The following is a 26590-nucleotide window of genomic DNA, read 5'->3' as shown; positions in this document are numbered from 1 at the left end:
GCCGGAGGATATATCAGAGGGGGATCAGCCATACTTATCTCTCATCCAGACCTGCATCTCCCCCCTGCCTCTGTTATTCCACCGGCTGTAGGGAACGCCGCGAAGTGTGACAGGCTCCCGCTCCGGTTTCTGCCCGGAATACAGCGCCCCCATGTCTGAACGGTATACGGCCTTATCTCCTTCTACAATAGCGCATAGGATTCCGCCGGGGAGATCGTCGCTATGAGCTTCTCTGATCGGCTGGGATGTATCTATTCGGCAGGCCGCGAGGTAGCTGCCATTGTCTGCCTCTTCAAAACAATATACCTGAGGGCCGCGCATGATGCATACCCGGCCGAGGTTGTCGCGGACTCTGGGATTGCAGTAAACAAAGCGGAAGGAAACCGACAGCTCCAGCTGAATCTGATCGCCGACGCGCCATTCGCGGCTGAGATAGGCATACCCCTTGTGCGGCTCCTGGAGGAAGTCCTTTCCGTTGATACGGATCCGATAAGAATCCCTTGAATATGCCGGGATACGGACTGCGAGTGTCTGTGAAGCTCCGATTGCCTCCGTTATACATAGCATGATCGTTCCGGATGCCGGATAATCGGCCTCCAGCGTGAAGGATAGAGTACCGCTTTGGAGCGGTGCCTGTACGTCACAGGCGAGATACAGATTCACATAGCAGGTATCCCCTTCTGCCGCAATCATGTAATTTCCGATAGAGGCCAGCGTCCGTGTGATATTGGGAGGACAGCATGCTACGCCGAACCACTGCTGCCGCTCTGTCATAATGTGACGCATGGTTGGATTGTTTTCTGCGATTTCAGGGACAAGCTCCAGAGGGTTCACATAGAAATAATGCTGTCCGTCCAGAGCGATCCCTGCCAGAAGCGTGTTGTATAATGCCTGCTCTACCGTATCCATATACTGCCCGTCACGCGTTCCCTGAAACATCCGATTGGAGAACATCGCCAGACCGATGGTGGCGCAGGATTCAGAGTAATTTGTGCTGTTGGGGAGATCATAATCCGTCGTGAAGCGCTCACCGTAGGATGCGGAACCGATGCTTCCGGTGATATACATCTGACGTTGAACGATATTTTCCCATAAAGCCCGGCAATGCTCCAGCAGCTTTTCGTCTTCCTGTTCGAAGGCGAGGTCTGCCATTGCGCTGTAGAGGTATACGGCGCGTACGGCATGGCCCTCCGCCTTGTCCTGCTCCATCAGAGGACGATCTGCCTGACAATAGTCAAAGGTGAAATCCTTGAATTCGGGAAAAATAAACGTGCCGTTCCGATAATTTTCTTCGGAAGAGAAGTAACAGGGCTGTTCCCCGCGAATCTGTATGAAATACGCTGCAAGATCCAGATATTTCGCATTTCCCGTGAGTCTGTACAGCTTTATCAATGCCAGCTCTATCTCCGGATGCCCCGGATACGCATGGAGCTTTCCCTCCTCCGGACCGAAGACGGTACATATGTAATCTGCAAAGCGACATACGACATCCAGCAGCTTTCGCTTGCCGGTCGCCTGATAATAGGCTGCGGCCGCCTCGATCATATGTCCTGCGGTATACAGCTCATGACCTTCGAAGAGATCTTTCCACCTTGCTTCCCCGCGAATCGTATAATAGGTATTCAGATATCCGTCCTCGCACTGCGCCGCTGCAATTAAGTCGATGGCTTCATCGGCGATTGCTTCCAGCCTCGCATTGGATTTTTTTGAGAGGGAATACCCTACCGCCTCCAGCCATTTGGCGACATCGGTATCCTGAAAGACCATACCGCGATGCGCTCCGGTCTCCTGCCCTGCCGCAATGCGGAAATTCTGCATGCAGTAGCTCTTTTCTGCCCCGGGAACCAGGTCATTGATCAGCTTCCATTCAAAGGGAAGAATGACATCCTCCACAAGATTGATATAACGATCCCACGAGGCATCGTGGATCCTGATATTTCTCAGATTTATATTCTGTAAGGTCTTGCCTGCCATGATGATTCCTCCGTTCTGTTTATATCGTCTGTACAGATTGTCCGGGCAGAATTGTACAGGGATAAACGACATTGGTTGCGCTGTCATCCTTTCTTTGAATCTTGTGAAGCAGCAGATCCAGCGCCCGGTATCCCATCTTATGCAGAGGCCTGTCCACTGTCATAAGCGCCGGCGTTACATGCTGCGCAAAATCCGCATTGTCAAATCCGGAAACCGACAGATCCTCCGGGATACGAAGATGCAGCTCGGCGGCGGCATTATATACCCCCACAGCCATTTCGTCATTCATACAGACAATGGCAGAGGGGCGTTCGTCCGGGGGCAGAACCGTCCTGACGGTTTCTCCCGGATTACGGCACAGGAGGCGTATTGCAGCATCCCGTCCCCCCTGAAAGTTCCAATCGCCTCTCTCGTCCCAGTGCTTCGGGACAGCCAGACCCGCTTCCTGCATGGCAGTATGGAAGCCGCGTTTTCGCAGCTGGGCAGGTTCAGAATCTTCTTTCCCATGAATCGCTGCGATCCGCTTATGCCCCCGGCGAATGATCTCTTCCGTGAGCAGACGGAGGGTCTTCTCATTGTCATATCGAATGGAGGACTCCTCCCCTTCAGAGGTGTAGCAGTAGCAGAAGACTACCGGCTTGTCGGATTTTGGCATTACGTTCCGGATGAGCCGGTCGTGCATCCCTATATAGACAATGCCGTCAACCTGAAGCGAGAGCAGCGTTTCTACAGCCTGATCGATGTCCTTTTGATACAGACTAATCTCATTAAAATGTGAATCGATCTTATTTGCCAGCCGCAAATTGCTAAGAATAGTGTTACAGCCGTGTTCCTCTGCATATTGATTCATTCCATCGATAATAAGGGCTGTATGCCATACGGTGATATCCTCCACCAGAATACCGATCAGACCGGTTTTACTCCTCCGGAGACTCCCTGCCAGACGGTTGGACCGATATCCCGTTTCCCGGATTATTTCGCGAATTTTAGCCTTAGTCGGATTGCTGATCTTCGGCGAATCATTGAGCACCAGCGACACGGTTGCCGTAGAAACCCCTGCCCTTTTTGCAATTTCTTTCAGCGTCATTTCAATATCTTCTCCTTCTGCGCATTTATTGCCGGCTGTATCCTGCCTTCGGCTGAACGCAGGAGTCATGGCCAGAGCTCTGTCCGGCGCTCACTTCAGGCCGGAAGTCTTTATCCCTCCGGTGAGATATTTGCCTGCGAACAGGTACAGAATCATAGGCGGAATAATCATTAAAGAAGAGGCCGCCATGATAGAAGACCAATTCACTACAAATGCGTTACCTGAAGTATACATATAGGAGGTCATTAACGCCATAGTGAGGGTTCGCCAACGGTCGGAATTGATGTAAAAAACAGGCTGTGTCAGCTCGTTCCACCAGAAGACAGAGGACAGCACCCCGATGGTTACGAAGGTGGGCTTCGAAATCGGTACAATGATTCTGGTAAATACCTGAAACCTGGAGCAGCCGTCGATGATCGCCGCCTCATCCAGCTCTTTTGGAATCGAACGGAAATACTGACGCAGCAGGAATACGTTATAGGGATAAGCGAAAAAGGATGGGACGATCATGGGAAGCAGTGAATCCAGCCAGCCAAGCTTGCCGAACATGATGTATTGCGGGATGATCAGGGCAATATTCGGAATCATCATGGTTGCAATGATGAGAGAAAAAATTATGCCTCGAAGCTTGAAGTCCATTCTGGCCAGGGCATAGGCGGCGAGCGAGGAGGACAGCAATGTCCCTGCCGTATTTCCCAGAATCAGAAGAAGCGTGTTCCGCATGTACAGCCAGATATTGGAATGGGCAAAGATATAGATGTAGTTTTCCAGAGTGGGACGAATTGGCACAATTCCGGCGCTTGTTGTGAACTCTGTCAGCGTCTTGAAGCCGCCGGAGAAGATCCAGAGGATAGGGCTGAACATAAAGACTGCGACGACAGCCATGATGAAATACAGAATCATTTCAGAGAAGCTTTTTTGATTTGCTGGATTCATTTGTTCCGCCCCCTCAGGTTTCGTAGTAAACAATCCTCTTAGAGAGGATAAAGATGAGAATGCCGAAAAGTGCCGCAATGCCGAAGAGCACCATTGACAGTGCACAGGCATAGCCGACCTTCATATTGCTGAAGGCTTCCTTGTAGATGAGCAGACTCAGCACCTGCGTCATTCCGTTCGGATCCCCGTTCTCTCCGGAAAGCGGATACAGGAGCGCGAAGGATCCGTTCAGTGCGCTGATGGCACCGTTTACTATATTGAAGAGAACCAATGGAGAAATCATCGGCAGGGTGATGCGCCGGAATTTTACCCATGCATCGGCACCATCCAGTCTGGCGGCTTCATACAGCTCCTGCGGAACATCGGAGAGACCGGAGCGGAAGATCAGCATCATCTGTCCTGTATTGTAGGTAAACAGAGTTACTGTGAAAACTGCGAGATAGACTGTTCTGGGGTTCATCAGCCAGTTAATTGTCACATTTTTCCCGCTGAGAAAATGCAGCAATGCGTTGAGAAGACCGCTGTCCCTGCCAAAGATCGTTCGAAATGCATAAGCCAGCGCGACAGTCGGAACCACGGAGGGGAGAAAATAGCAGAACTGAAATACCCCCTTGCATTTCACTCTCTGATTCAGCAACAGAGCCAGAATGAGCGCCCAGACTGCGGTGACAAGGACCATGACCAGAGTGAAGAAGATCGTCACCCTTAAAGAATTCCGGAAAATTTCGCTTTTGAACAAATTCCGGTAATTCGCGAGTCCCACGAAGCTTCCGCTCCCGCTCAGCTTCCGGTTTGTGAGAGAGTTTTTCATCATGAACCCGATGGGAAAGAGTGTGAAGCATATAAAACCGATAAACCAGGGAAGGCAGAACAGATAGGCGATCGATGGGTTCCTCTTGGCTGTTTTCATACCAGAATACCTCTTGGTGTTTTCTTAAAACGAGCGGAATCAGTAGCCGATTGTCTCTGCCGCATACTGTGAAGCGTTCTGAACCGCCTTTTCCGGCGTTTCTTGCCCCAGAAGCGCATTGCTGAACTCGGAAATGGCGTTGCTGGTAACTCCGGAGGGGAGGCAGGTGTAGCCGAATACGCCGGACTGCAGCGCGTCGGTGACGGCGGCCCAGTTCTCAACAGGCGCTCCATCCACCTTCCATGCCCCTTCGGCGGCAATGGATTTGATGGCGGACATATTACCGGATGCCTTGGAGTTGATGGTCTGTCCCTCTTCACCCATGAGATATTCGATCACCTTGAATGCCGAATTCTGCTTTTGGGAATTCGCATTGATGGTATAGAAGCCGGTATGCAGCGTGTTGTACTTGACCTTATTGGTAGGAATGGTGGCGATATCCCAATGGAAGGGGAGCGTATCCTTGTAGGCTCCGATCACCCAGGTTCCCTGCCAGCTCATAGCAGCCTTTCCCGCACCGAACAGGTCTGCGGTATCGGAGGAGGGCTCGGGCATCACGCCCTTTGCGACCATAGCCGCACAGTCTGTCACAAAGGCTGCGGCTCCCTCACCGATTACCATCTGACTGCTCGCCGGATCGTATACCGGATCTCCGGCACCGCCAATGCCGGCCCACCAGGTCTGCGTGTTAGGAAGATCCATCCCATACACCGCCGTACTGCCGTCGTCATTTTTCTGCGTCAGCTTCTCTGCCGCATCCTTGAAATCCTCATAGGCCCAATCATTATCGGGATGCGCGATGCCTGCGGCATCGAACATATCCTTGTTGTAGTACATTACCTCTGCTGCCGCGCACCAGGGAAGCCCGTAGGTTCCGCCGAGACCATTACTCAGAGCGGCAACAGCACCGATCATATCGTCTGTCCTGATTTCGGAATTCACGAGATAATCATCCATATCGAGGATGCCGCCGGCCTCTGCAAAATTCTTGATGTCGTTTTCCCATACAATGAAGATATCTGTCGAGGAATCTCTGGTGGAAACCATCTGATTCAGCTTCGAGGAATAATCGGATTCCGGGATCACCGTGACTTCGACATGAATCCCGGTTGCGGCCTCGCAGGCCTTATACATATTTAATCTATCATCGCTGCTGGGCTCGTTCCATACGGCAAGCGTAACTGTCTCCGTCGTTTCATGAATATCCGAGTTTTCTGCCTTCGCCGTGGTTTCCGCAGAGGAATCCGCCGTACTGCTCGCTGCGGGAGCCGCTCCGGAGCCGCTCCCGCAGCAAGCGACAGTATTCATCATTATTATAGCGGTGCAACCAACTGCGAGCAATTTTTTTGTCTTCATAAAGCCCTCCTTTATTAAAACATTTAACCTAAAAAAATACATATTTTATATGTATAATAATGACAATAAATTCAATATTATATTAAAACGATTAACCTTATAAAATCAAGTTTAGACTTCTTATGTGGAATTGTCAATAACGATATTATTTACATATTTTTAGTCTGTTTTTTATGGAATATACCCATTTCGAATTTCTTATATCCTGCTCTTCGGAAATTCTTACATACTCGATTTGATTGTTATAGACGTTGAAAAAATAAGAAAATGGAATGAGCCTGCGTATCATTTACGAGGAAACATGCTAAAATGGGAACAGTTCAGGCAAGAGGGGGATATCATGTATACGGTTGTAGTGGTAGATGATGAAAGAACGATCGCGGAAGGGGTCGCGGCATTGTTTCCGTGGGATCAGGTCGGTTTTCGGGCGGTTCCCTTCACCGAGCCTAAGGCGGCGCTTGCTTATATAAGGGAGAATCCCGTTGAGGTATTGCTGTCTGATATTGAAATGCCGGGAATGAATGGGATCGAGCTGTGCCGGGCGGTGGCAGAGCTGCATTTGACGGTGGTTTTCCTGTCGAGCCACCAGAATTATGAATACCTTCGGAGCGCGATACAATGCCGGGTCGAAGACTATATTTTGAAGCCGATCCAAAGTAAAGATGTGATCGAATGCTTTGGAAAAATACGGGAAAAGCTGGATAAACGGATGCAGAAAGAGAAAGAACAGCCACAGTCCTATTACGATGCCATCAAAAAGCAGGTCATAGCGTATCTGGAAACGCATTATCAGGACGCGAGGCTGGAAAGTGCGGCGGCAAGGGTCGGACTCAGCGCGGCGTACTTATCCAGTCTTTTGAGGGATAAGTTTGGAAGCGGCTTCTCGGAGGAATTGAATTTGATCCGGATGAGGAAGGCATCGGAGCTTTTAAGGGATGTCACCCAAAAAACGTATGACGTGGCCTATTATGTCGGTTATGACAACCCCAAAAGCTTTTCCAGGGCGTTTAAAAATCATTATGGAATAACGCCGAGGGAGTACCGTATGAATTATACGGGGAAAGAGGAAGGATTGGAATGAGAAAAAAATTCTTTTTTCGCCGTTTTATACAATACCTCGGGACGATCTTTCTTCCTGTGCTTCTGCTGCTGGCGATCATGATCGGCATTGAAATTGCCACAGCCCTTGGGGATATGAGCCGAAGGGCGCGAAATATGGCCGCCTCTGTGAATGCGACGGTGGATCTTACGCTGAGTAATATCATGATTCAGAACGGGCAGTTCGCCAATAATCCCTATATGATCCTGTCACTGAAGAGGATCCTCCATACGGAGAGGGACCTCGATTATCAGGCAGCGATCAATATCCGCAGCATCAATGCGACGCTGAAGAGCATAATCACGACCTATCCTTATGTGAAGTCGGTATATCTGGCGCTGGATGAGTATAAGAATTACTATACCTCGAAACAGAGGATCGCGGTTCGAGGAGAGAATGAGGAGTGGTGGAGCGCCTACGAAGCGATGGACAGGGAGCAGATAACGCTCGCCACGGTTCTGCCTTCGGATAAGGATGAACAGCAAAAGGGGCGGGTTTTGACACTTTTTCAGAGGATGCCCTTCTACAGAGGTGTGGTTGTAATGCGGATAGATCTGGATGCCTATGGCAGGCTTCTGGCGAATACTGTTGATAGAGGGAAGTCTTCCGTTATATTCCAGAATCAGAACGGACAGACGATTTTTGTATGGGGGGACGAGAATGCGGTGAAGCTGCGTCACCGGTCGGCACAGTTCCATCAGGAGAACAATGAGGATTATCAGCTGAGGATCATTGCGGTAACGCCGAAGAGCGCCGCGTGGGATTATGCGCTTCCGTACCTTCCCTTTCTTATTCTGCTGCTTATGGTTGATCTGATCTCGGTCTTTCTTACTGCGTATTATACAACGAAGCGGAACTTCTCTTATATTGACAATATGATTGATGTACTGGATCATGCGGAGCGAGGCGTGGAGCTCCCGCAGAGAGAGGGAGTGAAGGGCAGATGGAGGGAGGACGAATATAGCGTCGTTTTAAATAATATTATCCGGCTTCATCTTCAGGCTACGAGGCTGAATGCAGAGCTGGAGGAAAGGCAGCATGCACAGGAGCTGACGAGCCTGATCGCATTGCAGACGCAGATCAATCCGCATTTCCTGTTTAATACGCTGCAAAATATCGCATTGGAGGCGAAGGGCGGACACGGGGATGCAGCGTTCGAGATGACGACGCAGCTGGCGGAAATTATGAAATATGCACTTTCCGATCCGATGGAAACGGTCACCCTGCGGGAAGAGATTACTTATCTGAAGGAATATGTGGCGATACAGCGTGCGCGGTTCGGAAATTTGTTTATTATCTATTATATGGTTGAGGAAGAAGACCTGTACGATACGCCGGTATTTCGCCTGATGCTGCAGCCGATCATAGAGAACAGTATTCTCCACGGGATTCGTCCGTCGGGGCAGAAGGGATATATAAAGCTTCGTGTATATAAGAGGAAGGAATATGTCTGCTTCCTGATTATGGATACGGGCGTTGGAATCGCAGGGAAAAGACTGTCGGAGGTAATAGAGAACATCCGGCGGGTTAATGTGCATAGTATAGGTCTCGCAAATGTAAATGCCAGACTGAAGCTCTACTATGGCGAGAGCGCGGAGCTTCGCATTCATAGCAGAGAGGGGAGGGGAACCGCTGTGTTTTTTCGGATTCCGGAGCATGCGGTTCTGAAAAGAAGTACCCAAAACAAAAATGAAGTTCCCTTTTTCAGAAAAAGCTAAATTTCAGAGACGAAACAGAAACAGAACTGCCTTTCGGAAATTCCCGATTGCTGTTAGATTTGACATAGCAAACAATGGAACAGATCGGGTTTGAGGAAAGGAAGGAAAGGGTTTATGAAGAAGGCTTTGGCAGTTCTCATGGTATCCGCTATGACATGTTCTGTACTCGGTGGCTGCGGCAGTGCGAAGCCGGCGGCAGGCACCGGAGAGACAAAGAACACTACAGCCGCAGGGGAGAGTACGGCGGCGGAAGGAGAGAATGTGACGCTTCGCTTTGCATGGTGGGGCGGAGATGAGAGAAACGCGGCGACGCAGGAAGTCATCAGGCAGTTCATGGAAGCGCATCCGGGTGTGACGATCGAGGGGGAGCCGGGCTCATCCGATGGATATCATGATAAGCTCGCGACGCAGCTTGCCAGTGGGACGGCTCCGGATATCGTGCAGATTGATCCGGAAAAAATGCCGACCTTCGTCGCTTCCGGAGATTACTTTTATGATGTGAAGGAGCTGGGCGTAGATACCTCTCTGTTTGACGCGAATTATATCGGGCTTCAGATCAACGGAAACTATGATGGGAAGCAGCTGGGGCTTCCGACCGGCATTGCGGGACAGGCGGTTCTGGTGAATAAAAAAGCGGCGGATAAATTCGGAGTTGACCTTGAGAAGGCAGACCTTAGCTGGGGAGACTGGATCGAATATGGAAAAGCGATTCATGAGAAGGATCCGGAAAGCTATCTTTTCTGCGTGAATAAGGAGTACATCACCAATATTTTTGTTTTGACACAGTGCAAGCAGATCAACGGGCCGCTCTTTGATGCGAATGGGAAGCTGACGCTTACAGAGGAAAACCTGGCCAGAGTATTTTCATATGTAAAAGAGCTGTATGACAACAATGTTGTTCCGCCTGCATCTTATCAGGCCTCGTACATTGAGGACGATATACAGTCTGACGCGAACTGGATTGCCGGAAAGTATGTTGCTGCGCCGTGCTACATCTCAACGATCGATGTAATGGCGGCAGGATATCCGGACGGGGAGTATGTTCCGGGAAGGCTTCCGGTGCTGGAGGGAGCGAAGGACGGCGGCTTCGCTTCCAATACACCGCAGCTTCTCTCTATTACGCGGAGCTGTCAGCATCCGGAGCTTGCGGCAGAATTCCTGAGCTATTTTTTTAATGATAAAAAAGCGGAGGAGACGCTCGGAGCGACACGTTCCGTACCTCCGACGGAGCAGGCAAGGAAGATTTGCACAGAGAAGGGATCCTTGACGAAGCTGGTTTCCGATGCGGCGGACATTGCGATAAAGGTAGGAGGAACGCCGAACGATGCGATCTCCTCGTCTCCCGAGGCAAAGACGATTTTGTTCGACGCAGTCGAGGCGATAGGATATGGAGAAAAGAAGCCGGAGGATGCGGCAAAGGAAGTGATCGCGGAGTTTTCAGAGCTTCAGAAATAACACAGCAAGCCTTGCCGCTTGATTGGGCGCGCAAGGCTTATTCAGAGGATTCGGAAGCATCTATGGAATTTACAGCTTTACGGAGGTTTCTATGGAATTTACGAAAGCCGCAGGGGCGAAATATTCCAGACGAGATTATCAGGCATTCTGTTATCTGCTGCCCTGGATCGTCGGGCTTCTGCTTCTTCAGCTATACCCGTTTATGATGTCCTTTGTCTATTCCTTCAATGATTATACGGTCGGCGGTTCTTTGAAATTTATCGGACTTGGAAATTATGTGAAGCTCCTTGGCAGAGACCGGGATTTCTGGAAATCGCTTCGGGCTACGGTTTTATTCGCGCTTTATACGGTACCGGGGAAGGTTATCCTTGCACTGCTGGTGGCACTGCTTCTGAACCGAAATATTCGGGGAATCAATCTGATCCGGACGCTTTACTATATCCCCTCTCTGTTCGGCGGATCGGTGGCTGTGGCGCTTCTGTGGAGACTGATGTTCAGCGATAATGGCGTTATGAATTCGATGATGTCAGTGCTTGGAATGGAAAAGTTATCCTTTCTCGGGAGTACAAAGCTGGCGCTTCCTACGATCTGCACGCTGGAGATCTGGCAATTCGGCTCCAGTATGGTTATGCTTCTCGCGGCACTGAAAAACGTTCCAAGGGAGCTCTATGAGGCCTCTAAAATTGATGGAGCAGGTCACGTGCAGAGATTTCTGCATGTTACGCTGCCGCAGATCTCACCGATTCTCTTCTTTGCGCTGCTGAATCAGATGATTCAGGAATTACAGAATTTCACGTCCCCGTATACCATTACCGGAGGCGGGCCGATGAAATCTACGAATGTGCTTGGGATCATGCTGTATAAAGAAGGGTTCTCCTATTTCAAAATGGGATATGCGAGCGCGATCTCCTGGATTGAATTTACCATTATCCTTGCCTTTACTTTGATTCTGTTCGCTTCTTCGAGGCTTTGGGTTCACTATGCGGATGAAGGCTGATTTTCAGGAGGAAAAGCTTTATGAATAAAAATGAGCGGAAAGCAGTACGAAGGAATGAGGAGCAGAAAGATAGAGCATCTTTTGCGGTTTATTTTGTCATTGTGATCATCGGCATTGTCCTTTTGTATCCTATGGTGTGGATGTTTTTTGCTACCTTTAAGGACAATGAAGAAATTTTCGGCTCTGTTGCGCTCCTTCCCGGGATTTGGCGGCTTGAAAATTACAGAAACGGCTGGCAGGGGAGTGCGGGGATCACCTACACGAGATTTTTCCTTAATACCTTTAAGCTGGTGATTCCGACAACGCTTTTTACACTGCTTTCCTCGACGCTGGCAGCCTATGCTTTCGCGCGGTTTACATTCCCATATAAAAAGCTGCTGTTTACATTTCTTCTCGCGATGATGATGCTCCCGAGCACGGTCGTGATTATTCCGAGGTATATGCTCTATAATCGTTTTCACTGGGTAGACAGTTATATCCCGTTTTATGCGCCGGCGCTTTTGTGCTGCAATTCCTTTTTTCCGTATATGTTGATTCAGTTCCTGCGCGGAATACCGCGGGATCTCGATGAGTCAGCCTGCATAGACGGATGCGGAACGCTTCGAACCCTGACGGAGATTCTTCTGCCCTTGATGAAGCCGGCGCTTTTTTCGGCGGGAGTATTTCAGTTCCTGTGGACGTATAATGATTATTTCAATTCGCTGATCTTTATCAATTCCGTAAAAAAATACCCGATTTCTCTGGCTGTCCGGCTGTCTCTTGATTCGGAGTCTGTCGTGCAATGGGGGAAGGTCATGGCGATGTCTTTTGCGGCAGTTGTGCCCCTGATCATTCTGTTCTTCGCCTGTCAGAAATATTTCGTGGAAGGGATCGCGACCAGCGGCATGAAGAATTGAGCGGAAAAGCGGAGGGAGAATAAGGTGAAAATAAGCGGGAAAGAAAATATATATGAGCTATGTTTGCAATGGAAAGAGAATGGAGCCTGGGTAAGTGCGGACGAAAAGCGGGTAAAGCTCGATCTGGGAACAGAATGCAGAGAAAGAGGGTATTCCTATTATCCGTATACCGTGGAGCTTCTGCCCGGGGAGCGGACGCTGGTTCGGCTTTTGCTTCGTTCGAATGCGGAGGAGGATGTGTTTCATCTGATTCCGTGCTGCATTTACGGAGATAACAATGCGGAAAGCGTTCATTTTGGGGAATTTCCGCTTCTTACTGCGGAGCGTTTTGACGAAACAGGAAAGGAGGATCCGTTTCGTTCTTCATATTGGTCGTTTCGCGCGGATCGTGCGGCGATGCCCCTGTCTGCGCTCTGCGGGAGGGAGGAAACTGTCGCAGTGACGATAGACCCGTATACGGAGCAGGAGGATGGAGGCTTCCTTCATAACGGCGTATTTTCTATGCTGCCCAATGGCTGTGGGGTCACCATGGGATATGAAAATGCCCCGATATCCTTCATCAATAAACGTACGCCGGGACCGGTGAAAAGTGAATATGTGTCATCTGCGAGGGCGTGCGGCAGGATTTATGTGGCATTTCCGGAAACAGAGCATGAAAGAGAGAATCCGAGACTGGCGATCCACCATATCATAAGAGCGGAATATCTCTTGAGAAGAGAGATGCCGAAGCATGAAAAAAGTGCGCGGGAAGCGGCGTATGCGTGCCTGAAAAGCTTCACAGAGCTGAACTGGGACAGCATTGCCATGGAATATACCAATAGAAGTTGCCTGCCGCCTGCCGATACCGTGCTGCGGCCATGGAGAAACGTGGTGGAGATCGGCTGGACCGGGGGCGGTGTGCTGGCATATCCGCTGATTCTCTCCGAGCGGCTTTTCGGAGAAGAGGCGGAGCGGCTATTGTCAAAGGCGCGGAGCGGCGAGGAAATATTAGAGCAAATTGTAGCTGCGTACAATGAGAAATCAGGATTTTTTAATGATCTGACGCATCCGATAGAGGGAAGCGGCAGTCCGGTAAATGGATGGTGGACCGCGTTTGGGCTTACAAGGGATGTTCACTGTGCGTATAATGTGAGCTCTGCGCTTCATTACTTGTTGAAATCGATTCTTTTTCTGAAGGAAGAGCGGAAAGACTACCCGGCGCGTTGGCTGAAAAGGGCAAGAGATGTTGCCGATACGGCAGTGTGCCTTCAAAGAGGGGACGGTGCATTTGGCTATACGTTTTCGATTTCGGAGAAGAAGGTCGTAGACTGGGAGGGCTTTGCGGGATGCTGGTTTGTGCCGTGCCTTACATATCTGTATGCGCTGACGGGAGAGAGGAAATATCTGCAATCCGCAGAGAAAGGGCTCACCTATTACTGGGAAGCGGTGCGGTCCCTGACCTGCTGCGGAACGCCGATGGATACCTGGAAGTCTCCGGATCAGGAGGGAAATCTGGCTTTTCTGCGCGGAGCGAGGCTCCTCTATGAATGCACGGGGGAGGATAAATACCTGGAAGCCTTGAAGGACGCTGCAAACTTTGAGTATCTCTGGCGATACGGATACCGCACCAGACCGGACTACAAGCCGCTCAGGGAGGGCTGGTGTTCCTGCGGCGGGTCAGTGACCAGTGTTTCCAATCCGCATATCCATCCGATGGGCATGATCGTGGATTCGGATCTTTATTATCTTGCTGCACATAGCGGAGATTCTTATCACAGGCAGCGGGCGGAGGATGGAACAAACTGGATTCTGCAAACATTGGAACTGTATCCTCAAAAAACGGGATATGGAGACTATGGCGTATTGAGCGAAAGGTGGTGCCCAAGCGACGGGCTTGTGATTCAGAGGGATTCCAATGGGGAGCCGTACAGCTCCTGGTACAGCTATAATTTATGGGCAGCGTCGGCGGCATTTGAGGAGGTATGCGAGAGGGCGCTGGAGGAGCTCGACACAGCTGCTCATGGCGTGTGAAACAGGTGTGTGTACAGAAGGATAATCGTTGCGGAGGGGAACGAAAAGGGCCGGTTTTCATGCTATAATCTGCTCATAGATGCAGAGACAGGGAGTGACTGTCCGGAGAGGAGCGGATGTGAACAAAACAATCACGATTCGGGATGTGGCGGAGAAGGCCGGTGTCAGCGTCAGCGCGGTACATATTGCTTTGAACGGGAAGAAAGGAGTGGGGGAAGAAAAAAAGGTACTGATTAAGAGAGTGGCTGCAGAGCTGGGCTATCAGCCGAATGCGATGGCATCTATGCTGAAGCAGAAGAGGAAAACGATTGCGATCCTGCTTCCGTCAGAGGAGGGCGACAACAAATATTTCTTTCCGCAGATCTGGCAGGGCATCCATGATGTGATACAACGACAGAAGGTGAATTTTTCTTATCTGGAGTTTCCCTATTCAACGGCGAATCATGAGCAGGTTCGAACGGAGCTCTTGAAGCGGATTCAGGGAAAGGAGATCGACGGGCTTCTGACAGCGGGACATGAGGATGTGCTTTCAGAGGAGGATTGGGAGCTTCTGGAATCGTTGGAAACTAAAATCGTGGTGATTCATTCGGAGAAGCCGGGGAGGGATGTGCTTTGCTGTATAGAACCGAATTACGATGTGATCGGCAGAACGATGGCGGAGCTGATAAGCAGCCGCATCGCAGGGTATGGGAGTATCTTCATTGCTGCAGGGAACCCGAAATATGCGTCTCATAATCTGGTGATGCGGGGCTTTGAACGGTATCTGCGGGAGAATCAGATTTATAATATGATCTACCGCGATTTCTCCTGGACTATGGATGAGATCAACTACATCCACATCCTGCGGGAGATATCCAGACCGGATGTGGCATCCTGCTGCGCTGTGTTTTCGCAGGGGACGATTCTTCTGGGAAGGGCGTTGGAGGAATCCGGAAAGGCATCGAGACTGTTTTCGCTCGGCACGGATTTATCGGAGGAGACGGCGCGGCGTTTAAAGGAAGGAATCTTTGATAACGTGATACAGAAAAATCCTTATGCGGAAGGATATCTGGGATTGTGGGCACTGATAGACTATTTTTTAAACGGGAATCGACCGGAACGGAAAATCTATGTAGGTGCCGATGTGGTATTCCGCAGCAACATTGAGATGTATCAGAATAAAAATCATACGGCACTGCTGCTCGGAAAGTAAGCGGTGCCGTATGGATTTTTGGGAGCGGGCTGTATTACATTTCGATGCTGCTTCGCAGGATTTCGGAAGAAATTTCGGGAGCTTCCGGAGCGCTGCGCTCCCAATTTCGGATTTTTTTCGCTACGGCATGCCCCAGTCGGACGTGGCTGTTCCTTGTGAAGTGGATGCCGTCCGCTTCGGAAGCTTCTGCATAAAGGGAAGCGTTCAGAAATTCTGCGGGGAAGCTTTCGCAAAGCTTCTGATATTCCGAAGAGAAATGATGGGAAAGGAGGACGCCTGCTTCCATTCCGTATTTGGCACTGACATCCGGTCTGGACGAGGAAAGGCGGATGGGAGGGGGGGCGAGCAGGAGGATTCGAGGCGAAACGCTGCCTGTGCCGCATTCCGGAACGGATAGGATGATCTGCAGCAGTGCGCGGATTCCTGCGTTGAGTCGATTGGGTTGGAGTGCTTCTTTGTGAAATTTCGGCTGTATATCATTGGTTCCCAGCATGAGGATCACATAGTCCAGCGGACGATGACTCAGCAGACAGGGCTCGAGGTAGGTGCTGGCGAGGCGATAGGCTTCTCCGGGAACAGTATAAATAGTGGTTCTTCCGCCTAAACCCTCCTCCAGAATCCTCCAGTTTTTGCCCAGATCTCTTGCGAGAACGCAGGGCCAGCGAGTCTGCTCGTCATATCGCAGAGAGGGAAAGGGATTCTTCTTGGGCTCCGGAATGACGCCCCAGGTATTGGAGTCGCCGAAGCAGAGAATACGTTTCAATCAGGTCTCCTTTCTCTTAGAAGCCAAAACACAGGGCGCCGCCGTCAACTGCGAGATCCTGCCCGTTTATGTAGCTTCCGTGAGGGCCTATGAGGAAAGCGGCAAGCGCACCCAGATCTTCTGTATTTCCGAAAGCGTGAACCGGTATTTTTTGCAGGATCTGCGTCCGTCGTTTTTCATCCGCTATTTCGTCCAAAAGACGGGAATGGAACCAGCCGGGGGCGATGGAATTCACGCAGATATTTTCGTTTGCCCATTCTGTGGCGAGACCTCGTGTCATTCCCACGACTGCAGCCTTGGAAATGCAGTAGGGAACGACCTGACTGAAGCCCAGATGGGCGCTCATGCTGGAAATATTGAGAATTCTTCCTTTGTGAGGACTTCTCTTCAGATAGGGGTAGAGCAGCTGCGCCATCTGGAATCCTGCCTTCACATTGATTTCCATGATCCGGTCATATTCCTCCTCTGGGAAATCCTGAGCAAGACACTTATAGGAGCTGCCGGCGTTGTTTACCAGAAAGTCCAGCTGACCGCCGTGCGTTGCGGCGAGCCTCTGAACCAGCGCCTGCATTTCCGAACGGTTTCGGATATCTCCCTGCTGATGGATGACGCCTTTCGGGCTGCTTTGCAGTCCTTCTTTTTCTTTCCCTGTTCTGGAGACGACATAAACGGCGGCGCCCGCCAGTGCCAGCTGATTTGCAATTTCCAGACCGATTCCGCTGGAGCCTCCGGTAACGATGCCGGCATAGCCGGATAATTCTTCCATATTTCTTTCTCCTTTATAATGGCTTTGTGAGCTGCCTTGCTTATATGCATAAAGCGGCTGGATGATGAGATCAGACGGCTGCGGAGCTTCCCTCTGCATATTCCTGACAGCAATAGCTTCTGCAGGAAGCCTGAATCAGCTCCCAGTCCAGCTCTGCACCGATCCCGGGGGCATTCGGTGCATGAATCATGCCTTCGCTGTCAATGGGGAGATCCCCCTTCATGGGAAGGCGGTAATGGTCCTCCGGCACAAAGTATTCGAAATATTTGCAGTTTTTGATAGCGCAGCTGACATGAAGATTTACCATGTCCATGTAATTCATGGTGGTAGTGTGAATCTCACAGTTCAGCCCGAATGCCTCTGCCAGATGTGCGATTTTCAGGGTGCCTGTGATGCCGTGCTTCCAGGAAACGTCGGCACGGACAATGTCTGCGGCTCGCTGTGCGATGACCTGTGCGACGCCCCAGTGACACCCTCGAGTTGTTTCGGTTGCGGCAATGGGGATGTCCAGCGTCCGGCATAGCTCGGTATACTTCCAGAGCTCAAAGTCCCGGAAGGGCTCCTCGAACCATTCGTAATGCAGCTGCTCCAGCTGCCGGCCTACGCGGATCGCTTCATTCAGGGTGTAGGTTCCTACCGGATCCGACATCAGCGTAAAACTCTCTCCTACGGCATCCCTGACTGCCTGATGAACCTCCATATCGAAGGGGACAGGGCCGCTGGGGTGGACTTTGTAAGCCTTGATTCCCCTCTTTTTATAATAAAGTGCCTCTGCAACATAGTCTTCTGCATGAGGCAGAAAGTTCGAGCTTGCGTATACCGGAAGGCTGCTTCTGCAGGCGCCGATATATTTATAGAGGGGCAGCTTCGCTTCTCTGGCACACATATCCCAGAGCGCCACGTCTATGGGACCGGGCAGGAACACGGGAAAAAAAGCCTCGTGGCGGTCGATGCTCCATAGCTCCTGAAAGATTGCCTCGCGGTCATGCGGATCCCGTCCCAGTACCACCGGAGCGATGGTTTCGTTCAGGTATGCTTCGGATACCGCGCCGGAGCGGGCTGCCATACAGGTGGCGGAACCGGTAATCCCGTTATCCGCAGTCAGCTGAATGACCAGAACGTCCCAGCCCATCTTGGCGCTTCCTTGTCTTTTTCTGTCGAAAAGGCATTTCCCTCTTTCGACCCACCAGCTTTCAAATTTCGTAACAACCATAGCTGCCCTTTGCCCTCCTATGTTTCATATTTGTTTTTACGTCCGGCTGCGGCATAGCAAATGCCACGAGACATAAAACGTTTTAATATAATCTAGCAGAACAGTGCAAAAAATTAAATAAAATAAAGAGATAAAAAAGAAAATCTATATTTTTAACGATAAAATTCTATCAAAATATACATAATGTAGAAAAATAACGCTAAAATTACTAAAATGAATGATAATATTGACAGTAAAACGTTATAGTGATATTTTGGAAATAATTAAAGGAAATCCGGAGAGATTTTTAATTCGTGCAGAGGTGTTTTTCAGCAACAGGAGGAGAAAAATGAAGAGAAGTTTGTGGATTGCAGTTGTGGGAGCGGCAGCACTGACGCTGGGCGCATGCGGACAGGTAAAGGAAAGCGCTCCGGCGGGGACGCTGCCCCCGACAAGCGCAGCGCAGGCGGAAGCGAAGACGACGGGAGACGGTTTGGTGCTGAAGTGGTCGGAGGTGAATGGAGACGAGTATGGGGCGACAGTGGGAGCCAAAGCCTTCAAAGAAAAGGTAGAGGAAGTGTCCGGGGGGCAGATCGTCATAGATTTATATGAGAATGGAACCCTGGGAGATGAGAAAACCTCCATGCAGGGAATACAGATGGGGACACTGGACATCTTTCGGGGGAACGCATCCTCCCTGCCGAATTATGGAGCGAAGGTAATAGGGCTTACCGGGCTTCCATATCTCTTTAAGGATATGGCACAGTTTCACGATATGGCAGTATCTTCCCTGGGGCAGGAGCTGCTGGACTCTGTAGATCAGGCGGATTGTGGATATGTGGCGCTGGGCTGGATGGTGGAGGGGCCGAGATCTCTGTTCCTCACGCAATCTGCTTATGACAAGCTGGGAAAGCCTTCCGCATTCAGCCTGGACATGATGAAGGGGCTCAAAATCCGGGTGCCGGAGACAGATCTGATGGTAAATACCATGAAAGGGTTGGGGGCGTCGGCGACACCGATTGCCTATTCTGAGCTGTATACCTCTCTGCAGTCCGGCGTGGTGGACGGAGCGGAGAATGGAGTGACCTCATATCTGTCTAATTCCTTTAATGAAGTGGCTCCGTATTTCATACCGGATGCGCACACCTTTGGCTGCGGAGTAGTTCTGATGAATAAGGATAAATGGAATTCTCTTACGGAGGAACAGAAGGAGTGGATGCTGGAGGCTTCCGAGGCGGGCTCTGAGGCATGCTACGAATACAATCAGAAGCAGGAGCAGGCGGCGTATGCTTCTTTTTTGGAGAAGGGGGTTACGAAGCTGGAGGTTCCGGATCTCGACAAGTGGCAGGAAGCATGCCAATCCGTATATGCCTCCTACAGCGAGGAAGAGCAGAAGATTATTCAGAGACTTGCTGCCGGGAAGTATTAACGGGAAATAAATATAATGGGTGCAGAAGGGGGACGCTGTGAAAAACAGGCGGCGCCGCTCGAAGAAGGAAAACGGGAAAGGAGATCCGAGATGGAGAGATTTAGGAAGATCTGGGCTCCCATTGATAAAGGTATCTTTACAGCGCTGAAATATATATGTGCCGGGATGCTGAGTGCATTGATATTGATCGTATTTTATATTTTTATCGGAAGGTATATTCTGCATGATTCGCCTATGTGGGGAGAGCCGCTTTCTCTGCTTCTGCTTTCATGGATGTCCATTCTGGGTTCGGCACTGGTGCTGCGGACGGATGAACATCTGCGAGTGACTATGTTTGATAATAAGCTGTCGAAGAAACAGATGCTCCTGACAGATATCCTGACGCTGCTCTGCGTGCTGGCGTTTGCGGGCTTTATGATTTTCTATGGGGCACATCTGATGAAGCAGGCCAGAAGCAATACGATTGCAGGCATCAATGTACCGTATGCGTGGATGTATGCGTCCCTACCGGTGACAGGGGTGCTGTATATCTTCGCACTGGTTTCCCAGTGGGTAGGGAGGCTCGAACAGAAATGACACAGACAATGATTGCTACTATATTGCTGATTGGACTTTTTCTGGTGCTGGTATTTGCCAGAGTACCCATTGTCTATGCGATTGGAATCGCGTCTTTGGCGGACTTTTTTTATCTGGGAATCAATCCGATGCAGATGGCGCTGAAATTTGTCTCAAATCTGAATTCCTATACCCTGCTGGCGGTTCCCTTCTTCATTACCATGGGAGAGCTGATGGGAGCGGGCGGTGTGACAGAGCGCCTGATCGACTTTTCGAAGGAGCTGGTAGGATGGGTCAGAGGCGGGGCGGCGATGGTGAATGTGGTGGCTTCCTTCTTTTTCGGAGGGATCTCAGGATCCTCCTCTGCCGACTGCGCGTCACTGGGACCTATAGAGATCAAAATGATGGAGGAGCAGGGCTATGACCGTCCGTTCTCTACCTGTCTGACGATGGCATCCTCGGTGGAAGGGATTCTGGTGCCGCCTTCTCAAAATATGGTGATCTATACATTGGCGGCGGCAGGGGTCACTACCGTTTCCATCGGGCAGCTGTTTCTGGCGGGATATGTTCCGGGAGCTGTGCTGTCCTTGGTGCTGATGATTTATTCCTATTATTATTCCAAGAAAAACGGGATACCGGTCACAGGCCGATTTCATCCTAAGAAATGCATGCGGTCGCTGCTTCGTTCCGTTTGGGGACTTCTGGCGGTGCTGATCGTAGTGGTGGGCGTCATCGCCGGTGTGTTTACGACAACAGAGTCTGCCGCAGTGGCGGTAGTATGGTCGTTGATGGTGGGACTGTTTATTTATCGGGGATTCCGGCTGCGGGACATCCCGCATATCTTCCATAATGTTACCATGACGCTGGGGAAGGTGCTGATCCTGATCGGGGTCTCGGGAGCCTTTACCTACCTGCTTACCTACCTGAAGATTCCGGAAAACGCCTCTCGTATGCTGCTGTCTGTTACGGGTAATAAAATCCTGATTTTGATCCTCCTGAATCTGCTGATGCTGTTTCTTGGATGTTTAATAGAGATGGCATGCCTGATTCTCATGCTGACGCCGGTTGTGCTGCCCATCTGGATGGCGCTGGGACTCTCTCCGATCCATCTGGGCGTAGTGATGGTTCTGAACCTGGGAATCGGACTTCTGACACCGCCAGTAGGCTCGACTCTTTTTATCGGCTCGGCGATTTCCGGAATCCGGATCGAGAAGCTGTCAAAGGCTATGCTTCCGTTTTACATTACCATGGCGGCTGCATTGCTTATTTTGACCTATTTTCCGCAATCCTTTATGTGGCTTCCGGAAATGATGTATTAAAAGGGAGGAAGGGACGCGGGCTGTTGGCGCATTTTGAACTGACGCAATGCCGAGATGAATGAGAGGGAAAGAGGGGAATATAGAATGGCAAGGTTCTGGAGGGATACAGGGGAAATGCTGGCGATCGTGAAGGAAAGACTGTATACGCCGGTTGTAGGGGATATTCTGGATCAAATGGGCTTTTCTCATCAGTTTTTACCGGCAGAGCTCCGTCCGCTTTCGGTGCTGGCGGCTGCGGGAGGCCATGACGAGGAGAAAAGGACAGAGGATAGCGTAAGTCTTGCCGGCTTCGCCTGTACGGTGCTGGAAAATGATGTCTATGGTATGCCGAAAAAGCCGTTTGGTTATCTCACGGAGGCATTGGATCAGCTGCGGCCGAATGAAATATATGTGGCGACGGGGGCGCATCACTCGGCACTGTGGGGGGAGCTTTTGACGGCGGCGGCCAAGGCGAGAGGCGCGGCAGGAGCGGTTCTGGACGGATATTCCCGGGATACACCGCAGGTACTGTCACAGAAGTTCCCGGTATTTTGCCGGCAGTGCTGGGCGCAGGATTCCTCTATTCGTACTTATGTCTGCGATATGCGATGTACGATAGAAATCGGACAGGTAACGATTCATGACGGGGATCTGATTTTCGGAGACCTTGACGGAGTGTTGGCGATTCCCGGGGAGCGGATCGAGGAGGTGCTGGAAAGGGCATTGGAGAAGGCTTCACAGGAAAAGCTGGTACGAAAGGCGATAGAAGGCGGCATGACAGCGACAGAAGCATTTCGGAAGTTTGGCGTGCTGTAGAGGATAAGCCATGAAAAGAAGGGCGTTTCGAATCAATGCAAAAGACAATGTAGCAACAGCTTTGTCTGAAATTCCGGCAGGAGAGGAGGCAGAGCTTATAGGAGAAGCTGCCGGGGAGGCGATAAGGGCACAGGAAAGGATCCCCATAGGGCACAAGCTTGCGCTGCGGGATATCCCTGCGGGAGAAGAAATCAGGAAATACGGCATTGTAATCGGGAGAGCAACGGCTGACATAGAGAAAGGGAGCTGGGTGCATCTGCATGTGATGAAGAGCCTTTACGACGAGAGATCGGAGCATCTGGACGCGGTGACAGGAACGCCAAAAGACATTAAGTATGAATAAGGGATGGGAAAAATTAAAGGATAAGGTATGGATGGGTTACCGCAGGCGGGATGGAGGGCTGGGGATTCGAAATCGCCTGCTGGTGATCTATACGGTGAAGTGCGCGGAGCAGGTAGCGCGGAGAATCGTGGAAGAGCTGCATCATACAGATGTAGAGCTGCTCGGCTTTGATGGATGCACAGACAATCAGTATGCGGTGAATCTGCTGATCGGAATGATCCGTCATCCTAATGTGGGGGCGGTTTTGGTGGTTGGCTTGGGCTGTGAATATGTGCAGCCGGAATGGCTGGCAGATATCGCGGAACAGGAGGGAAAGCCTGCGCGGTGGATGTTTATCCAGAGAGAGGGCGGTACCCGGCCTGCGGTGGAGAGGGGGGCAGAGTGGGGGAAACAGGCGCTTCGAATGCTGTTACATACAGAGCGGGCGGAAATGCATTTTTCGGATCTGGTGGTCGGGGCAGAATGCGGCGGTTCAGATTATACTTCGGGACTGGCAGGAAATGTGGTAGTAGGCAAATTCTATGATCATTTGGTGGAACTGGGAGGCACTGCTGTTTTTGAGGAGATTGTGGAGGCGATCGGTCTTTGCGATATACTCTTGGATCGGGCGGCGAACGATACAGCCAGAGAGGAAATTCGGTATACTTATAAAAAGGCGTTGGAATATTGCCGTTCTGTGAGGCAGTATTCCGTGAGCCCGGGAAACTTTGCCGGGGGACTGTCCACTATTGAAGAGAAATCCATGGGGGCAGTGATAAAGAGCGGCTCGCAGCCGATACAGGGGGTGTTGAAGGTGACGGAACTACCCAGGTATGCAGGGCTGTGGCTTCTGGACACGACACCGGATTCGCATTGGATGCAGTTCGGCATTACGAATCCGAATGACAGCGAGGGATTGACGGCACTGGCTGCTTGCGGAGCGCATATTGTATTTCTGGTAACCGGGCGGGGCAGCGTGGTGGGAAGTGCAATTGCTCCCTGCGTGAAGATTACCGGTAATCACGAAACCTTCCTGCATATGTCGGAGGACATGGAATTCGATGCCAGCCCCTTGTTGGAAGGAAAGAAAAATCTGGATGAACTGTCATGGGAGCTTGCAGATTATGTGTCGGAAATTGCAGCAGGACAGATGACGAAGTCGGAGGCATTGGGGCATCGGGAGTTTTTTGTGCCCTACAAGTATCAGGAGAAGACGGTTCTTCCCTGCAAATAGCTGGGACGGAACCTGCGGCTTAGAGAGAAGGCAGGGAAATATGGCGGCATTTACGGAGAAAGAAATGAGAGAGTTTTCTATAGGCGATTGGTATCGCTTGGATGGGGAGACCGCGATTGTCACCGGCGGAGCCACCGGTTTGGGGCTGGCGATTACCCGCTGTCTGGTTTCGGCGGGAGCGAGAGTGGCGGTGATTAGCTTCGAAAATCCGGAACAGTCGGCTGCGGCGCTGGCAGAATTCGGTGCGGCAGTGAAATTTTACCAGCATGACCTGACGGATGCGGGAAATGCGGAGGCTGTGGTAGAGAAGGTAATACGGGATTTCGGCGGCATAAGTATTCTGGTGAATAATGCGGGAAATCACTGCAAGAAATTTATCTGGGATATGACAGTGGAGGATTACACGAGAGTGCTGGAGGTACAGCTGGTAGGTGCGTTCTCCATGACAAAGGCGGTCGTTCCGTATATGAAAGAGCACCGCCATGGGAGGATTCTGTTTCAGGCGTCGATGACCTCCTATATCGGACAGCCTCAGGTGGCGGGATATGCCACGGCAAAGGCGGGATATCTGGGGCTGGTACATACCCTGACGGCAGAACTGGCAGAATACGGGATTACCGTCAATGCGATTGCACCGGGCTGGATCGATACCTTCATGTTCCATAAGGCGGTGGATGCGGATCCGGAACGTTTCGCGAAAATCATGGGGCGGATCCCGGCAAAAACCATAGGGGATCCCATGGATATCGGGATGACGGCGGCATTTCTCTGCTCGAAGGCGGCTCGGTATATCTCCGGCTCCTGCATCCCTGTGGACGGCGGAGCCCTGATCGGGTTTTAGGAAAATACCGATTTATTCATGTTTTATGTGTGATTGGCGTGTGTTCCGATTGGATCAGCGCTTCCTTAGGAAGCTCTGAGGGGGATGGTCTTGCGGAGGGAAAGCGGAAGAGAGGAATCTGGAATTTGAGAGGGAGAAAAGAATGGGGATCAGCGGAGTATTTTCGGAAGAACTGTTTTTGACCAGCGAAACAGGCAGCAGGCTGTATCATCAGTATGCGGAGAATCTTCCTATTATTGATTATCATTGTCATATATCTCCGAAGGACATCGTGGAAGACAGAGAGTTCGAGGATCTGGGAGAGATGTGGCTGGAGGGCGATCACTATAAGTGGAGGGCGATGCGGCTTTTTGGGATAGAGGAGAGACTGATTACCGGAGCGGAAACCTCCTTCCATGAGAAATATCTTGCCTTTGCCTCTGTGCTGCCGAAAATGGCGGGGAATCCGATCTATATCTGGTGCGCATTGGAGCTGAAGCGGTACTTTGGCATTTCCGAGCCGCTGACGGCAGAGAACGCAGAGGAGATTTATCAGAAAACGAGGAGTATGATCCGGGAGAAGCATATTACCCGGTGCTGGTGCCTGGAGCATTCCAGGGTGAAGCTGCTATCCACGACGGAGGATCCGCTGGATGATCTCGGCTGCCATAGGCTGTTGCAGCAGAAAAGGGAATTAAGTACGCGGGTAATCACTGCATTTCGGCCGGATCGCGCTATGTTCCTGAGCCATCCGGGCTTTCCGGACTATCTGCGCCGTCTGGGAGAGACATCCGGGGTACGGATAGAACGGTTTTTTGACCTTGTCGAGGCGCTAAGCGTCCGGCTTCGATACTTCAGAGAGGTGACGGGGACTACGGTCTCCGATAATGGAGTGCCGCGTTTTAGCTGGGAAGACTATACGACAGAGGAAATAGAGGCGATATTCGGGAAGGCGGCGGCAGGTCAGGCGTTGACGAGACGCGAGACGGATCAGTATCAAAGCGCATTTCTTCTGGAGATGGGGAGATTGTATCATCGGGAAGGCTGTGTGATGCAGCTTCACATAGGTACCTATCTGGATGCGAACACGAAAGGCGTGCAGACAGTAGGGCAGTCCTGCGGCTTTGACTGTACAGATGACCAATGCAGCGTGACTTCTGTGGGGGAGCTGCTGAATCGTTTGACGCAGCTGGGAGAGCTGCCGAAGGTGCTTCTGTATCCGCTGGACAGAACAAAAACAGAGACATGGGCGATTCTGGCAGCCGGGTTCTGTGACGGTTCTGTGAAGGGGCAGGTACAGCTGGGGGCGCCATGGTGGTTCAATGACCAGCAGTTCGGGATCGCCCGGCAGTTCGAAAGCTGCGGGAATTTGTATCCGGTCGCTCTTTCGGTAGGAATGCTGACAGATTCGCGCTCCTTCATTTCTTATCCGCGGCATGAGGTGTATCGCCGCATCCTCTGCAATTATCTGGGAGAGCTCTGTGACCGGGGGGAGTATTTCGGATCGGAGGAAAATCTGCGGGAGATCATAGAGGATGTCTGTATTCGGAATGCCAATGCATTTTTCGGCTTTCAGGTAGAGCTATAATCGGTCGATGCATCAGAGATGGGCTTTGTGTCCATCTCTTTTTTGACTCCCAAAAAACCACCTCCTTTTTTGTGTAGTATTTCTGCGACATCTGGCGGAAAAAGTAGGATTCGGAGAATTTGTCTTCATAAGGCGGACATTTATCCGTAAAAATAGAAAATGACGGGAAATAAATTT

At 50.9% G+C, this 26590-nt stretch carries 23 protein-coding genes; 15 read left to right on the top strand and 8 right to left on the bottom strand.

Annotation, left to right across the window (positions count from 1 at the left end):
- Nucleotides 1-24 precede the first annotated feature (24 nt).
- From HW273_RS00340 to HW273_RS00320, 5 genes are all read right to left on the bottom strand, one after another.
- Nucleotides 25-1974: a glycoside hydrolase family 127 protein gene (locus HW273_RS00340; protein WP_179009697.1), complete on the bottom strand. Its 1950-nt coding sequence runs from the start codon at nucleotides 1972-1974 to the stop codon at nucleotides 25-27.
- 19 nt (nucleotides 1975-1993) lie between these two features.
- Entirely contained in the window at nucleotides 1994-3061 is a 1068-nt protein-coding gene (locus HW273_RS00335; RefSeq protein WP_179009695.1) for a LacI family DNA-binding transcriptional regulator, read from the bottom strand.
- A 90-nt stretch (nucleotides 3062-3151) separates the two neighbouring features.
- Nucleotides 3152-3997: a carbohydrate ABC transporter permease gene (locus HW273_RS00330; RefSeq protein ID WP_179009693.1), complete on the bottom strand. Its 846-nt coding sequence runs from the start codon at nucleotides 3995-3997 to the stop codon at nucleotides 3152-3154.
- A gap of 13 nt (nucleotides 3998-4010) precedes the next feature.
- Complete coding sequence (locus tag HW273_RS00325; protein ID WP_179009691.1) at nucleotides 4011-4907, bottom strand: carbohydrate ABC transporter permease; 897 nt, start codon at nucleotides 4905-4907, stop codon at nucleotides 4011-4013.
- 39 nt (nucleotides 4908-4946) lie between these two features.
- Nucleotides 4947-6263 (bottom strand): ABC transporter substrate-binding protein, encoded by a 1317-nt coding sequence (locus HW273_RS00320; protein WP_179009689.1) that lies wholly within the window; start codon nucleotides 6261-6263, stop codon nucleotides 4947-4949.
- 340 nt (nucleotides 6264-6603) lie between these two features.
- Between HW273_RS00320 and HW273_RS00315 the strand changes: the two genes are divergently transcribed.
- The 7 genes from HW273_RS00315 (at nucleotide 6604) to HW273_RS00285 (ending at nucleotide 15630) form a co-directional block, all read left to right on the top strand.
- Nucleotides 6604-7344, top strand: a complete 741-nt coding sequence (locus HW273_RS00315; protein WP_179009687.1) for a response regulator transcription factor — start codon at nucleotides 6604-6606, stop codon at nucleotides 7342-7344.
- Nucleotides 7341-9080, top strand: a complete 1740-nt coding sequence (locus tag HW273_RS00310; RefSeq protein ID WP_179009685.1) for a sensor histidine kinase — start codon at nucleotides 7341-7343, stop codon at nucleotides 9078-9080. Before HW273_RS00315 ends, HW273_RS00310 begins: the two co-directional genes overlap by 4 nt.
- 114 nt (nucleotides 9081-9194) lie before the next feature.
- On the top strand, nucleotides 9195-10535 hold the full coding sequence (locus HW273_RS00305; protein WP_179009683.1) for an ABC transporter substrate-binding protein: 1341 nt from the start codon (nucleotides 9195-9197) through the stop codon (nucleotides 10533-10535).
- A 91-nt stretch (nucleotides 10536-10626) separates the two neighbouring features.
- A complete protein-coding gene (locus HW273_RS00300) occupies nucleotides 10627-11532 on the top strand; it encodes a carbohydrate ABC transporter permease (protein WP_179009681.1) in 906 nt (301 codons plus the stop codon).
- Nucleotides 11533-11552: 20 nt separating this feature from the next.
- Nucleotides 11553-12428 carry a carbohydrate ABC transporter permease gene (locus HW273_RS00295; protein WP_179009679.1) on the top strand — a complete coding sequence of 292 codons (876 nt, stop codon included), beginning with the start codon at nucleotides 11553-11555 and terminating at the stop codon, nucleotides 12426-12428.
- 63 nt (nucleotides 12429-12491) lie between these two features.
- Complete coding sequence (locus tag HW273_RS00290) at nucleotides 12492-14438, top strand: hypothetical protein (protein WP_179009678.1); 1947 nt, start codon at nucleotides 12492-12494, stop codon at nucleotides 14436-14438.
- Nucleotides 14439-14556: 118 nt separating this feature from the next.
- On the top strand, nucleotides 14557-15630 hold the full coding sequence (locus HW273_RS00285; protein WP_179009676.1) for a substrate-binding domain-containing protein: 1074 nt from the start codon (nucleotides 14557-14559) through the stop codon (nucleotides 15628-15630).
- 34 nt (nucleotides 15631-15664) lie between these two features.
- Here the strand turns inward: HW273_RS00285 and HW273_RS00280 are convergent, their stop codons facing one another.
- The 3 genes from HW273_RS00280 to HW273_RS00270 form a co-directional block, all read right to left on the bottom strand.
- Entirely contained in the window at nucleotides 15665-16393 is a 729-nt protein-coding gene (locus tag HW273_RS00280; RefSeq protein ID WP_179009674.1) for an SGNH/GDSL hydrolase family protein, read from the bottom strand.
- Between the two features lie 16 nt (nucleotides 16394-16409).
- A complete protein-coding gene (locus HW273_RS00275) occupies nucleotides 16410-17159 on the bottom strand; it encodes an SDR family NAD(P)-dependent oxidoreductase (RefSeq protein WP_179009672.1) in 750 nt (249 codons plus the stop codon).
- Between the two features lie 70 nt (nucleotides 17160-17229).
- On the bottom strand, nucleotides 17230-18372 hold the full coding sequence (locus tag HW273_RS00270; RefSeq protein WP_179009670.1) for an enolase C-terminal domain-like protein: 1143 nt from the start codon (nucleotides 18370-18372) through the stop codon (nucleotides 17230-17232).
- Nucleotides 18373-18700: 328 nt separating this feature from the next.
- Between HW273_RS00270 and HW273_RS00265 the strand changes: the two genes are divergently transcribed.
- From HW273_RS00265 to uxaC, 8 genes are all read left to right on the top strand, one after another.
- Complete coding sequence (locus tag HW273_RS00265) at nucleotides 18701-19780, top strand: TRAP transporter substrate-binding protein (protein WP_179009668.1); 1080 nt, start codon at nucleotides 18701-18703, stop codon at nucleotides 19778-19780.
- A 90-nt stretch (nucleotides 19781-19870) separates the two neighbouring features.
- A complete protein-coding gene (locus tag HW273_RS00260) occupies nucleotides 19871-20356 on the top strand; it encodes a TRAP transporter small permease (RefSeq protein WP_179009666.1) in 486 nt (161 codons plus the stop codon).
- Complete coding sequence (locus HW273_RS00255; RefSeq protein ID WP_179009664.1) at nucleotides 20353-21654, top strand: TRAP transporter large permease; 1302 nt, start codon at nucleotides 20353-20355, stop codon at nucleotides 21652-21654. Before HW273_RS00260 ends, HW273_RS00255 begins: the two co-directional genes overlap by 4 nt.
- An 84-nt stretch (nucleotides 21655-21738) precedes the next feature.
- Nucleotides 21739-22449 (top strand): RraA family protein, encoded by a 711-nt coding sequence (locus HW273_RS00250; protein WP_179009662.1) that lies wholly within the window; start codon nucleotides 21739-21741, stop codon nucleotides 22447-22449.
- Nucleotides 22450-22459: 10 nt separating this feature from the next.
- Complete coding sequence (locus tag HW273_RS00245) at nucleotides 22460-22792, top strand: UxaA family hydrolase (protein ID WP_179009660.1); 333 nt, start codon at nucleotides 22460-22462, stop codon at nucleotides 22790-22792.
- The gene (locus tag HW273_RS00240) at nucleotides 22785-24005 is read left to right on the top strand and encodes a UxaA family hydrolase (RefSeq protein ID WP_179009658.1); all 1221 of its coding nucleotides are present in this window, start codon (nucleotides 22785-22787) and stop codon (nucleotides 24003-24005) included. Before HW273_RS00245 ends, HW273_RS00240 begins: the two co-directional genes overlap by 8 nt.
- Nucleotides 24006-24069: 64 nt before the next feature.
- Complete coding sequence (locus tag HW273_RS00235; protein WP_243206708.1) at nucleotides 24070-24846, top strand: SDR family NAD(P)-dependent oxidoreductase; 777 nt, start codon at nucleotides 24070-24072, stop codon at nucleotides 24844-24846.
- 142 nt (nucleotides 24847-24988) lie between these two features.
- A complete protein-coding gene (gene uxaC / locus HW273_RS00230; protein WP_179009654.1) occupies nucleotides 24989-26413 on the top strand; it encodes a glucuronate isomerase in 1425 nt (474 codons plus the stop codon).
- The last annotated feature ends 177 nt before the right edge of the window (nucleotides 26414-26590 follow it).

This window comes from Oribacterium sp. oral taxon 102, from assembly GCF_013394775.1.
Taxonomy (GTDB): Bacteria; Bacillota; Clostridia; order Lachnospirales; family Lachnospiraceae; genus Oribacterium.
Note: the sequence above shows the minus strand (reverse complement) of the source record. Positions and strands in the feature narration are given on the sequence as shown.